12 protein-coding genes and 2 tRNA genes are annotated in these 13,241 nt (G+C 57.2%); 1 reads left to right on the forward strand and 13 read right to left on the reverse strand.

What is annotated here, in order from left to right; translation table 11 throughout:
• Positions 1 to 26: 26 nt before the first annotated feature.
• The 10 genes from nusA to rlmE form a co-directional block, all read right to left on the reverse strand.
• The gene (gene nusA, locus E3W21_RS23740; RefSeq protein WP_008024459.1) at positions 27 to 1,508 is read right to left on the reverse strand and encodes a transcription termination factor NusA; all 1,482 of its coding nucleotides are present in this window, start codon (positions 1,506 to 1,508) and stop codon (positions 27 to 29) included.
• Between the two features lie 47 nt (positions 1,509 to 1,555).
• On the reverse strand, positions 1,556 to 2,014 hold the full coding sequence (rimP, locus tag E3W21_RS23745) for a ribosome maturation factor RimP (RefSeq protein WP_134422045.1): 459 nt from the start codon (positions 2,012 to 2,014) through the stop codon (positions 1,556 to 1,558).
• A gap of 139 nt (positions 2,015 to 2,153) precedes the next feature.
• Positions 2,154 to 2,230: transfer RNA gene (locus tag E3W21_RS23750), tRNA-Met, on the reverse strand.
• A 96-nt stretch (positions 2,231 to 2,326) separates the two neighbouring features.
• A tRNA-Leu gene (locus E3W21_RS23755) sits at positions 2,327 to 2,412 on the reverse strand.
• A 22-nt stretch (positions 2,413 to 2,434) separates the two neighbouring features.
• On the reverse strand, positions 2,435 to 2,818 hold the full coding sequence (gene secG, locus E3W21_RS23760; protein ID WP_017336473.1) for a preprotein translocase subunit SecG: 384 nt from the start codon (positions 2,816 to 2,818) through the stop codon (positions 2,435 to 2,437).
• A 4-nt stretch (positions 2,819 to 2,822) separates the two neighbouring features.
• Positions 2,823 to 3,578 carry a triose-phosphate isomerase gene (tpiA, locus tag E3W21_RS23765; protein WP_129438601.1) on the reverse strand — a complete coding sequence of 252 codons (756 nt, stop codon included), beginning with the start codon at positions 3,576 to 3,578 and terminating at the stop codon, positions 2,823 to 2,825.
• A 66-nt stretch (positions 3,579 to 3,644) separates the two neighbouring features.
• Positions 3,645 to 4,982 carry a phosphoglucosamine mutase gene (gene glmM / locus E3W21_RS23770; protein WP_134422046.1) on the reverse strand — a complete coding sequence of 446 codons (1,338 nt, stop codon included), beginning with the start codon at positions 4,980 to 4,982 and terminating at the stop codon, positions 3,645 to 3,647.
• 16 nt (positions 4,983 to 4,998) lie between these two features.
• Complete coding sequence (gene folP, locus E3W21_RS23775; RefSeq protein WP_134422047.1) at positions 4,999 to 5,850, reverse strand: dihydropteroate synthase; 852 nt, start codon at positions 5,848 to 5,850, stop codon at positions 4,999 to 5,001.
• An 8-nt stretch (positions 5,851 to 5,858) separates the two neighbouring features.
• A complete protein-coding gene (gene ftsH / locus E3W21_RS23780) occupies positions 5,859 to 7,769 on the reverse strand; it encodes an ATP-dependent zinc metalloprotease FtsH (protein ID WP_134422048.1) in 1,911 nt (636 codons plus the stop codon).
• A 202-nt stretch (positions 7,770 to 7,971) separates the two neighbouring features.
• Positions 7,972 to 8,601 carry a 23S rRNA (uridine(2552)-2'-O)-methyltransferase RlmE gene (rlmE, locus tag E3W21_RS23785; RefSeq protein WP_007900501.1) on the reverse strand — a complete coding sequence of 210 codons (630 nt, stop codon included), beginning with the start codon at positions 8,599 to 8,601 and terminating at the stop codon, positions 7,972 to 7,974.
• Between the two features lie 101 nt (positions 8,602 to 8,702).
• Between rlmE and E3W21_RS23790 the strand changes: the two genes are divergently transcribed.
• Positions 8,703 to 9,011, forward strand: a complete 309-nt coding sequence (locus E3W21_RS23790; RefSeq protein ID WP_008005472.1) for a YhbY family RNA-binding protein — start codon at positions 8,703 to 8,705, stop codon at positions 9,009 to 9,011.
• Between the two features lie 9 nt (positions 9,012 to 9,020).
• Here the strand turns inward: E3W21_RS23790 and E3W21_RS23795 are convergent, their stop codons facing one another.
• From E3W21_RS23795 to carB, 3 genes are read right to left on the reverse strand one after another with little or no spacing between them, the layout of a single operon-like run.
• On the reverse strand, positions 9,021 to 9,425 hold the full coding sequence (locus E3W21_RS23795) for an MFS transporter (protein WP_134422049.1): 405 nt from the start codon (positions 9,423 to 9,425) through the stop codon (positions 9,021 to 9,023).
• A gap of 28 nt (positions 9,426 to 9,453) precedes the next feature.
• Positions 9,454 to 9,930, reverse strand: coding sequence for a transcription elongation factor GreA (gene greA / locus E3W21_RS23800; protein WP_046045786.1), 477 nt, complete (start codon positions 9,928 to 9,930; stop codon positions 9,454 to 9,456).
• The gene (gene carB / locus E3W21_RS23805) at positions 9,927 to 13,148 is read right to left on the reverse strand and encodes a carbamoyl-phosphate synthase large subunit (RefSeq protein ID WP_129438612.1); all 3,222 of its coding nucleotides are present in this window, start codon (positions 13,146 to 13,148) and stop codon (positions 9,927 to 9,929) included. The genes greA and carB overlap by 4 nt, the downstream gene beginning before the upstream one ends.
• Between the last annotated feature and the right edge of the window lie 93 nt (positions 13,149 to 13,241).

The raw sequence follows: 13,241 nt of genomic DNA on the forward strand, positions 1-13,241 counted from the left end.
CACTTCTCTCCTCAGGCCGCGCCTAATTACTCGAACCAGTGGGCTCGGGCGGCCATGATCAACTTGCCGGCACGATCATCGTCAATGCCGTCGATGTCGAGCAGATCGTCAATAGACTGCTCGGCCAGGTCTTCGCGGGTAATTACGCCGCGCACCGCCAGTTCCATCGCCAAATCCTTGTCCATACCCTCAAGCGAGAGCAGGTCTTCGGCCGGATGGGCGTCTGCCAGCTTTTCCTCAGTAGCGATGGCTTTGGTCAACAAACGATCCTTGGCGCGAGCGCGAAGCTCGTTGACGGTTTCTTCGTCAAAGCCGTCGATGTTGAGCATTTCTTCCAACGGTACGTAGGCAATCTCTTCCAGGCTGGTAAAGCCTTCATCTACCAGCACCTGTGCCAGGTCTTCGTCGACTTCCAGCTCGTCGATGAAGTTGCGCAGGATGTCGCCGGTTTCTGCTTGCTGCTTAGCCTGGATGTCCGATTCGGTCATCACGTTCAGGGTCCAGCCAGTCAACTGGCTAGCCAGACGCACGTTCTGACCACCGCGACCGATGGCCTGAGCGAGATTGTCTGCGCCAACGGCGATGTCCATTGCATGGGCATCTTCGTCAACGATAATTGCCGCCACTTCAGCCGGCGACATTGCATTGATCACGAACTGAGCCGGGTTGTCGTCCCACAGGACGATGTCCACACGCTCACCGCCCAACTCACCCGACACTGCCTGGACGCGCGAACCGCGCATACCGATGCAAGCGCCTTGCGGGTCGATGCGTTTGTCCTTGGAGCGGACCGCGATCTTGGCGCGCGAACCCGGGTCACGGGATGCTGCCATTACTTCGATCAGGCCTTCAGCGATTTCCGGCACTTCGATGCGGAACAACTCGATCAGCATTTCCGGCGCGGTACGCGACAGGATCAGCTGCGGGCCGCGGTTCTCGGTGCGGATTTCCTTGAGCAGCGCACGCAGACGCACGCCAACCCGGAAGGTTTCGCGAGAGATGATATCTTCACGAGCCAGCAACGCTTCGGCGTTGTTGCCCAGATCGACGATCACGTTGTCGCGGGTCACTTTCTTCACGGTGCCGGAGATGATTTCTCCCAGGCGCTCGCGATAGGCATCAACGACTTGAGCGCGCTCGGCTTCGCGAACTTTCTGCACGATGACTTGCTTGGCAGTCTGTGCAGCGATACGGCCGAACTCGATGGATTCGATCTTTTCTTCGACTACATCACCAACCTGAGCACCAGGATGCGTTTCTGCAACCTTGCTCGGCCAGGTTTCGATGGCCGGATCGTCCAGGTCTGCTTCTTCGACGACCGTCCAGCGACGGAATGTCTCGTAAGCACCGGTGTGGCGATTGATTTCCACACGCAGATCAACTTCGTCCTCGAAACGTTTTTTGGTAGCAGTGGCCAGAGCCAGCTCCAGCGCTTCAAAAATTACGTTTGCCGGTACGCCCTTTTCATTGGATACCGACTCAACAACCAGCAGTACTTCTTTGCTCATCGTACGCCTCGCCTTTCGCAAGCCATTGGATCCGCGGGATCCGCGTCTCAGTCAAAACTGGGAATAATGTTGGCCTTGTCGATCATATCGATCGGCAACAGGAACTCATGGTCTTCTACCTGCACCACGACGTCCTGCTCTTCTACACCGCGCAGAAGGCCCTGAAAGTTGCGTCGGCCGTCAAAAGGCGAGCGCAGCTTGATCTTCACTTGTTCACCGGCAAATTTTGCAAACTGCTCAATAGTGAACAGCGGGCGTTCCATGCCAGGCGAGGAAACTTCAAGGGTGTATTCAACGGCGATTGGATCTTCAACATCCAGAACACCGCTGATCTGACGGCTGACAATGGCACAATCGTCCACCAGCACACCGCCCTCTTTATCGATATAAACGCGCAACATTGAGTGGCGACCTTGAGCCGAAAACTCAATACCCCAGCATTCATAGCCTAGGGCCACGACCACCGGGGCCAGCAAGGCCTGCAACTCTTCTAGCTTGCTCGACACCTGAAACCCCCTCGTGCATGTATGTGCATGCTGTGCAAAATAAAAAAATGGGCGAAACGCCCATCCTTGAAACGCCGTCGAACAGCGGCGTTGAAAGTGTCCAGCTAACAAAAAGCCCCTTAAAAGGGGCTCCTTAAACTGGTTGCGGGGGCCGGATTTGAACCGACGACCTTCGGGTTATGAGCCCGACGAGCTACCAGACTGCTCCACCCCGCGACAAAGCTGGGGCGGAAGTATACGACCGATCCCTGACAGGGTCAATGTAACCTTCCACCTACAAGAAAGCCCGCAACAGCGGGCTCTCCTGATAATTGGTACCGAGAAGGGGACTCGAACCCCTACACCCTATGGGCACAACCACCTCAAGGTTGCGTGTCTACCAATTCCACCACCTCGGCAATACTACGTTTGAAACCCTTCTTACTTTTGCTCTTGAGCTGGAGGCACGTCAGTCGCTGGAGTAGCCGACTTTTGCTCTTGAAGCACCGGTACATCATCAGAAGCCGGTTGTTGCTTTGGAACTTCCAACACTGCTGGATTTGGCAAACCTACTTGAGTCAGCTGGTGAGCCTTCTCTTTAGCAAAGTAACCTAACCCTAAGCTGGTTATGAAGAAACCGGCGGCAAGTATAGCAGTAAACTTACTAAGAAAGGTAGAGGAACCTTGGCTTCCGAACACAGTATTTGAAGCACCTGCTCCGAAAGACGCGCCAGCATCCGCACCTTTACCCTGCTGCAGCAATACCAGAGCAACTACGCCCAATGCACCCAGCAGATGAAAAACGACTACGACTGTTTCCAGCATTTTTTCAGTTTCCCGCGGCGCGACAAATCGCACCGAACTCATCTGCATTCAGGGAAGCTCCACCAATGAGCCCCCCATCGATATCCGGCATGCCGAACAGTTCGACCGCATTGGCCGCCTTCACGCTGCCGCCGTATAGAAGCCGCACACCTTGTGCGACCTCAGAATTCTCTGCCGCCAACTGAGCGCGAATGGCTGCATGCACATCCTGCGCCTGTTGCGGCGAAGCAGTCAGCCCGGTACCAATGGCCCAGACCGGCTCGTAAGCGATTACTGCCTTTGCAAACGCACCAACACCCAGCTCCTCTATGATACTGCCTAGCTGACGCCCGACAACCTCAAGAGTTTTTCCAGCCTCGCGCTCTTCAAGGGTCTCCCCTACGCACAACACCGGAATCAAGCCACTTGCCTGTGCCGCTGCGAACTTGCGAATCAGCATTCCGTCCTGCTCGCCCATTATCTGGCGGCGCTCGGAGTGCCCGACAAGTACAAAAGAACAGCCTGCATCCACCAACTGACTCGGCGCAACTTCACCGGTCAACGCACCTTGCATGGATTCCACCGCAGAGTTCTGCGCGCCGACCGAAATCGACTTTTCCTTCAAGCCATCAATCACTTGATTGATATGCAAGCAAGGCGGGAATACCGCTACATCAACATCGCTCGGCAAGGCCAGATGACGAAGGCCATTGATCAGCTCAGCGACGCTGGCGCGGGTACCGTGCATCTTCCAGTTACCAGCTACCATAGGGCGACGCATGCTGTACCTCGTCGGTCAAAGTGGGCGCAGATGTTACCCAACACAATCATGGCTGGCAAGCCGAAATCAGGCAGAAACTTCAGTAACCAGTTTTGCCAGCTCTTCGGCGTAGCCGCGAACCTGTGTTTCGTCCTCGCCTTCGACCATGACCCGCACCAGCGGCTCCGTCCCGGACTTGCGCAACAGCACGCGCCCACGACCAGCCATAGCCTTGGTAACGCGCTCACTTGCCTCCTTGACGGATGGATGATCAAGAGGGCTCGCACCGCCGCCGAATCGTACATTGATCAGCACCTGAGGGCACTTGCGCAGCGCCTGACGCGATTGCGCCAGCCCCTCGGAGCGGGTCTTCAGCGCCATCAATACCTGCAATGCGGCAATGATCGCGTCACCGGTGGTGGTGTGGTTGAAGCAGACAATGTGCCCCGAATTTTCACCACCCACCAGCCAATCACGCTCCAGCAACTCGGAGATTACGTAACGGTCGCCAACATTGGCCCGCACAAAAGGAATTGCCAGATCCGCCAGGGCCAACTCCAACCCCAGATTACTCATCAACGTACCGACCACACCACCCTGCAACTTGCCCTGCTCATGCAGGTCACGAGCAATGATGAACAGCAACTCATCACCGTCGACAACAGTACCGGTATGATCAACCATCTGAACGCGGTCACCATCACCGTCAAAGGCGATACCCAAATCAGCATGCTCGGCCAATACAGCAGCTTGCAGCGGCCCCATATGGGTCGAACCGCAATTTTCATTGATGTTCAGGCCGTTAGGATGAGCAGAAAGTACAACGACATCGGCCCCCAGCTCACGGAATACACTAGGCGCCACCTTGTAGGTCGCGCCGTGGGCGCAGTCGATCACGATCTTCAGGCCCGCGAAGCTGGTGCCGGTCGGGACGCTGCTTTTGCAGAATTCGATATAGCGGCCCGAAGCATCGTTGATGCGCGATACCTTGCCGATCTTGCTCGATTCAACCACAGTCATCGGGGTGTCGAGCAACTCTTCGATCATATGCTCGACTTCATCAGGAAGCTTGGTGCCCTTCCCGGAGAAAAACTTGATGCCATTGTCATCGTGAGGGTTGTGCGAGGCACTGATCACGATGCCCGCTTCAGCTTGGAAGGTACGCGTCAGGTAGGCGATGGCCGGTGTCGGCATCGGACCCAGGAGCATGACATCGGCACCTGCCGAAGTAAGTCCGGCCTCGAGCGCAGATTCGAACATATAGCCAGAGATCCGAGTGTCCTTGCCCACCAACACCTTGCAGGCGCCCATTTTGCGGAACGCCATACCAGCAGCCCAGCCAAGCTTGAGCATGAAGTCAGGAGTAATCGGATATTCGCCAACCCGACCACGAATGCCGTCGGTGCCAAAGTATTTCTTAGTCATAAGTGCTCCATCATTCTTATTCGGCTGATTCCACTGCAGCGATCATCCGCACCACATCGACGGTTTCAGCCACATCATGGACGCGCAATATACGCGCTCCCTTGATCGAAGCCAGCGCTGCGAGCGCCAGACCACCATGCAGACGCCCTCCAACCGGACGATTCAAGGCCTGACCTATCATGCTCTTTCGCGAAACCCCGACCAGCAGGGGCCGCCCCAAGGCATGCAGGGCCTCCATATGCTTGAACAAGCTTAGATTGTGCTGCAAGGTTTTTGCGAAGCCAAAGCCCGGATCAAGGATGATCCGGTCCGCCGTAATTCCTACCGACGCACACTGAGCCATGCGCTCGGCGAGAAACTCGCCCACCTCTTTCGTGACGTCCTGATACTGCGGATTGTCCTGCATGTCGCCCGGCTCACCGAGCATATGCATCAGACAGACCGGCAGGCCAGTGGCCGCGGCCGCATCCAGAGCGCCATCGCGCCGTAGCGAGCGCACGTCATTGATCAACCCCGCACCAAGTCGTGCGGCTTCGCGCATGACAGCTGGCGTGGAAGTGTCGACCGAGATAATTACATCCAGCTCGCAGTGTATTCGCTCGACGACCGGAGCTACGCGCTCAAGCTCTTCCAGCGGTGAAACCACCCTGGCACCCGGCCGGGTCGATTCGCCACCGATATCAATCAACGTCGCGCCGGCCGCCACCATAGCCTCAGCGTGGCGCAAGGCCGCATCGAGCTGGCTATATTGGCCGCCATCAGAGAAGGAATCGGGAGTGACATTGAGAATACCCATGACGTGCGTCAGGGCTAAATCAAGAACCCGATTGCCGCAAGGCAACCGGGTCGAGGACTGAACAGAAGTCATTTCAAACCTTAAACGTCAGCAGCCGGACCGCCGATCGGTGTTTCCGGACGCGGATCCTGTGCCACCGGAGGAGTTCCGGAGGTCCCGGCGCCGCCTGACCAGTCGCGAGGCTCACGAGGCGTACGACCCGCCATGATGTCGTCGATCTGATCGGCGTCGATCGTTTCGTACTTCATCAAGGCATCAGCCATGGCGTCGAGCTTGTCCCGGTTATCGGTCAGAATCTGCTTGGCCGTGCCGTAGCACTGATCAATGATGCTGCGCACTTCGGAGTCGATCAACTTGGCTGTCTCACCGGAGAAGCTTGCACCCTGACCGCCACCGCCGCGACCGAGGAACACTTCGCCCTCTTCTTCTGCGTACATCAACGGGCCGAGTTTTTCCGACAAGCCCCACTTGGTTACCATGTTCCGCGCAATCTGGCTGGCACGCATGATGTCGTTTGACGCACCGGTGGTGACGCCGTCGAAGCCCAAGGTCATTTCTTCAGCAATACGACCGCCGTACAACGAGCAGATCTGACTGATCAACGCACGCTTGGACAGGCTGTAGCGATCTTCTTCCGGCAGAAACATGGTCACACCCAGCGCACGACCGCGCGGGATGATCGACACCTTGTAGACCGGGTCATGCTCAGGCACGACGCGCCCAACAATAGCGTGACCTGCCTCGTGGTAAGCGGTGTTCTGCTTCTCTTTCTCGGACATGACCATGGATTTGCGCTCGGCGCCCATCATGATCTTGTCTTTGGCCAATTCGAACTCTTTCATTTCGACGATGCGCTTGCCGGCACGGGCCGCGAACAACGACGCTTCGTTCACCAGGTTAGCCAGGTCGGCACCAGAGAAACCAGGGGTACCACGAGCGATCACGGCCGGAGCGACATCGTCACCCATTGGCACTTTTCGCATGTGAACCTTGAGAATCTGCTCGCGACCACGGATATCCGGCAGACCGACGACAACCTGACGGTCGAAACGGCCAGGACGCAGCAACGCAGGGTCCAGTACGTCCGGACGGTTGGTTGCAGCGATAACGATAATGCCGTCGTTCATTTCGAAGCCGTCCATCTCTACCAGCAACTGGTTGAGAGTCTGCTCCCGCTCATCGTGACCACCACCCATCCCGGCGCCACGATGACGACCGACGGCGTCGATTTCATCGATGAAGATGATGCATGGCGCGTGCTTCTTGGCCTGCTCGAACATGTCACGAACACGGCTGGCACCGACACCCACAAACATTTCGACAAAATCGGAACCAGAAATAGTGAAGAAAGGTACTTTTGCTTCGCCTGCAATCGCTTTGGCGATCAAGGTTTTACCGGTCCCCGGAGGACCCACCATCAGCACGCCGCGAGGAATGCGACCACCCAGACGCTGAAACTTGCCCGGATCACGCAAGAACTCGACCAACTCACCGACTTCTTCCTTGGCTTCGTCACAACCGGCAACGTCACCCAAGGTGGTTTTCACTTGATCCTCGGAGAGCAGGCGCGCCTTGCTCTTGCCGAAGCTCATTGGCCCGCCCTTTCCTCCGGCGCCGCCCTGCATCTGCCGCATGAAGAACATGAACACGGCGATGATCACCAGGATCGGGAAGCTTGCGACCAGGAGCTGAGTCCAGATGCTTTGCTGTTCAGGCTGCTTGCCTTCGACTACGACATGGTTGTCCACGAGGTCGCCGATCAGACCGTTGTCCTGGATTGCCGGACGAATGGTCTTGAAGCTGTCGCCATCGTTGCGTTTACCGGTAATCACGTAGCCGTCAACCGCTACGCGCTCGACCTTTCCATCCTTGACTTGCTGGATGAAGTCGGAATAGTTGAGGGTCTGCGGCTCGTTAGGGCTGGAGAAGTTGTTCATCACTGTCACCAGGACAGCCGCGATGATCAACCACAGGATCAGATTCTTTGCCATATCGTTCAATTAACTACCCTCTGAAGCAAGCTCCGCTAATGGCGCGCGCTTCGCATGATATTCACCGGCCTAACTTACTACATTACCTACGACTCTGGCAGGCGCCGTCTGTAACCCTTTGTGAAACACTTTCTACACAATATTCGCTAATGCTCACGGGGCGAAATACGAAAATCCTATCGACCCGCAAAAAAACCTCGATTTACTCACTACGGCCGCGGTAGCCCCAAGCCAGCATGTATTGCTCGCGGGAACTGCCACGGGAAGAGTCCGGCTTGATCATCTGGACCTTGTCGAATTTCTGACGAGCGTCCTTCACGTAAGCATCAAACCCTTCGCCCTGAAACACCTTGATCACGAAATTACCACCCGGCTTGAGTATCCGAGCCGCCAGATCAAGAGCCAGCTCACATAGAAACATGGCTTTTGGCATGTCCACCTCAGGCGTACCACTCATATTGGGGGCCATATCGGAAATCACAAGGTCCACCTGCGAATTACCCACGGCTTCAAGGATCTGAGCGAGCACTTCGTCCTGGGTGAAGTCACCCTGGATGAAAGTCACGTCCGGAATGCTGTCCATTTCCAGGATGTCCGAGGCGATCAGACGCCCCTGACCACCGATCAACCGACTAGTGACCTGCGACCAGCCGCCGGGCGCCGCACCCAGGTCGACAACGCTCATACCCGGACGGATCAGCTTGTATTTCTCCTGGACCTCCAGAAGCTTGTAACTCGCACGCGAGCGGTAACCATCCTTCTGCGCCTGCTTCACATAGGGATCATTGACATGTCTTTTCAGCCAACCAAGGCTTGTCTTGGAACGCGCCATTGGGCACCTCGATGATAAGGGTCGTGATTAATTGGGCGGATCCACGAACCCTCGGGTAAAATGGCCGCCATTTTACAGAATCCAGACTAAAGGGTCAGATTATGCCGCTCACTCAAGAGCAGAAGAAACAGTACAAATCCATTGGCCACCATCTGAAACCAGTTTTGACTGTGGCTGACAACGGTTTGACTGAAGGTGTGTTAGCCGAACTTGAACGCGCTTTGGCGGATCACGAGCTGATTAAAATCAAGCTCAACATCCTCGATCGCGAGTCGCGCCTGGCGAACATTGCAGAACTGTGCAAGGTCGGCAAAGCGGACCTGGTTCAGGTCATCGGCAAGATGGCACTGATTTACCGCAAGAACTTCAGCGTCAACAAGCAGCTGTCGAACGTCCATCGCTTCAAGTGATGACAAGGGTCAAGGGTGTGCTTCGCGCACCCTGCCACTCCATCCAGGCACCGGCTGCAACACCAGCGCCAGCCCGGAAAAGCCCAGAACAAGATAGCTGAACACCTGCCAACGCACGGCATCCGGCCAACTGATACGCACCGCGGCATACATCGCACACGCATACAGCGCCATCAGCAGCAGCTGCCCGCGAATATCGCGCCATAGACTGGCAAGGCCCTCGGCCTGAACCAGCACCAAAGCCTGAAAAATCACACACGCTGCGGCGAACCCCACCATCAGCGCATCAAGCATGCCTGCGATTTCGTCGATCAGCAGCGGTGCCAGGCCAATTTTGCCCAGCACCGGCAGCAGACCGATGTGCAACAGCCACAGACCACCAACCCACAACATCTGAGTCAGTTGCCAAAGCATGGCGCCCGCACGTAGCGGGCGCCTGCGCTTAGATGTGGCGAACTTCGACAATCTCGTACTCGATAACGCCGCCAGGCGTTTTCACGGCAACCACATCACCCTCTTCCTTGGCAATCAAGGCGCGGGCCAATGGCGAGCCGACCGAAATCTTGCCGAGCTTGAAGTCAGCTTCATCCTCACCAACGATGTGGTAGGTGACGCTTTCATCCGTCTCGACGTTGGCGATTTCAACGGTGGTGCCGAAGATCACTTTGCCGGTGTGAGGAATGGTCGTGACATCAATGATCACCGCGTTCTGCATGCGGCCTTCGATGTCGCGGATCCGCGCCTCGACCATACCTTGCTGCTCGCGAGCAGCGTGGTATTCGGCGTTTTCTTTCAAGTCACCCAACTCGCGGGCCGTACCGATGTCCTGGCTGAGCTTCGGACGGACGACCTTGGTCAGATGAGCGTGTTCTTCTTCCAGGGCTTTAGCGCCCTTGACGGTCATTGGGTATTTGATCATGCCTTCAATCCTGCGTGTAGATCCTGCAAGCGGCGCACGGTCTTCTCGGGACCGAACTTCAGCGCTTCGCAGATAGCTTCGCCAGCAGCAATGGTAGTGGTGCAGTAGATTTTGTGCTGCAAGGCATTACGACGAATGGAGTACGAATCAGCGATCGATTGACGACCTTCGGTGGTGTTGATGATCAGGGTGACTTCGTCATTCTTGATCATGTCGACCACGTGCGGACGACCTTCGGTCACCTTGTTCACACGACGCACTTTCAGGCCTGCGGCTTCGATCAGCTTGGCAGTACCGGCAGTGGCGACCACTTCGAAGCCCAAGTTGATCAGATCACGGGCCACGCCTGCAACCAGTGGCTTGTCGTCATCACGCACACTGATGAACGCGGTACCGCCGGTCGGCAACACTTCGCTGGCGCCCATTTGGGCCTTGGCAAACGCTTCACCGAAGGTGTCGCCCACGCCCATCACTTCACCAGTGGACTTCATCTCTGGGCCCAGGATCGGGTCCACGCCAGGGAATTTGGCGAATGGGAACACCGCCTCTTTCACACTGTAGAAGTTCGGAATGATTTCTTTGGTGAAACCGATTTCCTTCAGGGTTTTACCGGCCATCACGCGAGCCGCGATCATTGCCAGGGAAACACCGATGCACTTCGACACGAACGGTACGGTACGGGAAGCGCGCGGGTTGACTTCGATGACGTAGATGTCTTCGCCTTGCAGCGCCAACTGAACGTTCATCAGGCCGACAACGCCCAGTTCCAGGGCCATTTTCTTGACCTGTTCGCGCATCTCGTCCTGGATGTGAGCAGGCAGCGAGTACGGCGGCAAGGAGCACGCGGAGTCACCGGAGTGAACGCCGGCCTGCTCGATGTGCTGCATGATCGCGCCGATCACCACGTCGGTGCCGTCGCAGACCGCATCCACGTCCATTTCGATTGCGCAGTTGAGGAAGTGGTCGAGCAGCACCGGGCTGTCGTTGGACACTTTCACCGCATCGCGCAGGTAGCGCTTGAGCTCTTCTTCTTCGTAAACGATTTCCATCGCGCGGCCGCCCAGTACGTAGGACGGACGAACCACCAACGGGTAACCGATCTTGGCAGCGGCACGAATCGCTTCGTCTTCGCTGCGCACGGTGGCGTTTGGCGGCTGACGCAGGTTCAGGCGTTCGACCATTTGCTGGAAGCGCTCACGGTCTTCGGCACGGTCGATGGCGTCAGGGCTGGTGCCGATAATCGGCACGCCAGCTTCTTCCAGGGCGCGAGCCAGTTTCAGCGGGGTTTGGCCGCCGTACTGGACGATCACGCCTTTCGGCTTCTCGACGCGGACGATTTCCAGTACGTCTTCCAGGGTCACTGGTTCGAAGTACAGGCGATCGGAGGTGTCGTAGTCGGTGGAAACGGTTTCCGGGTTGCAGTTGACCATGATGGTCTCGTAACCGTCTTCGCGCAGGGCCAATGCCGCGTGCACACAGCAGTAGTCGAACTCGATGCCTTGGCCGATACGGTTAGGACCGCCACCGAGGATCATGATCTTGTCGCGGCCCGACGGCGCGGCTTCACACTCCTCCTCATACGTCGAGTAGAGGTAAGCGGTGTCGGTGGCGAACTCGGCCGCGCAGGTGTCAACGCGCTTGTAGACCGGAAAAATCTCCAGCTTGTGACGGTGGCGACGCAGAGCCTTCTCGGTTACGCCCAGCAGCTTGGCCAGACGCATGTCGGAGAAGCCTTTGCGCTTGAGGCGGAACATCAAGTCGCGGTCGATGCTGGCCAGCCCCAGGGTCTTGACCTTCTCTTCTTCCTTGATCAGATCTTCGATCTGCACCAGGAACCACGGGTCGATCATGTTCATGCCGAAGATGTCTTCGACCGACAGGCCGGCGCGGAAGGCGTCAGCCACGTACCAGATACGCTCGGCACCCGGCACGGTCAGTTCGCGCTTGAGCACGCTCATGCTTTCCGGGTTGCTCAGGTCGAGCTTCTCGTCCAGGCCGCAAACGCCCACTTCCAGACCGCGCAGGGCTTTCTGCAGGGATTCCTGGAAAGTCCGGCCGATGGCCATGACTTCACCGACCGACTTCATTTGAGTGGTCAGGCGTGCGTCGGCTTTCGGGAATTTTTCGAAGGCGAAACGTGGCAGCTTGGTGACGACGTAGTCGATCGACGGCTCGAAGGATGCAGGAGTAGCGCCGCCGGTGATCTCGTTCTGTAGCTCGTCCAGGGTGTAGCCGATCGCCAGCTTGGCAGCGATACGCGCAATCGGGAAACCAGTGGCTTTCGAGGCCAGTGCCGAAGAGCGGGATACACGCGGGTTCATCTCGATCACGACCATACGGCCAGTGTCAGGGCAGATGCCAAACTGAACGTTGGAGCCGCCGGTTTCCACGCCGATCTCACGCAGTACCGCCAACGAGGCGTTACGCATGATCTGGTATTCCTTGTCCGTCAGGGTTTGTGCCGGAGCAACAGTGATCGAGTCACCGGTGTGCACGCCCATCGGGTCAAAGTTTTCGATGGAGCAGACGATGATGCAGTTGTCCTTCTTATCGCGGACAACCTCCATCTCGTACTCTTTCCAGCCGATCAGGGATTCGTCGATCAGCAGCTCTTTGGTCGGCGACAGGTCGAGGCCGCGGGCGCAGATTTCTTCGAACTCTTCACGGTTGTAAGCGATACCGCCACCGGTGCCGCCCATGGTGAAGGACGGACGGATGATGCACGGGAAGCCAAGCTTCTCGAGGACCACGTTGGCCTCTTCCATGCTGTGGGCGATACCTGAACGCGGGCAGTCCAGGCCGATGGATTTCATCGCCTTGTCGAAGCGCGAACGGTCTTCAGCCTTGTCGATGGTGTCAGCGTTGGCGCCGATCATCTCTACGCCGAACTTCTCCAGAACGCCTTCGCGCTCCAGATCCAGTGCGCAGTTCAGAGCGGTCTGGCCACCCATGGTCGGCAGCAGCGCGTCCGGACGCTCTTTCTCGATGATCTTGGCAACGGTCTGCCACTTGATCGGTTCGATGTAGGTGGCGTCGGCCATGTCCGGGTCGGTCATGATGGTCGCTGGGTTGGAGTTCACCAGGATGACGCGGTAACCCTCCTCGCGCAGGGCTTTACAGGCCTGGGCGCCGGAGTAGTCGAATTCGCAGGCCTGGCCGATCACGATCGGGCCAGCGCCGAGAATCAGGATGCTTTTAATATCTGTACGTTTTGGCATGGGTTTGTCACTCAAATCCGCAGGTCAGTCGGCAAGCCGTCTTGTTCAATCTTTGAAGACTTGAGGGGGCCACCGTGTGTCGGGACCGCCCTC

Source organism: Pseudomonas sp. F01002 (assembly GCF_004402115.1).
Classification (GTDB): Bacteria; Pseudomonadota; Gammaproteobacteria; order Pseudomonadales; family Pseudomonadaceae; genus Aquipseudomonas; species Aquipseudomonas frigoris.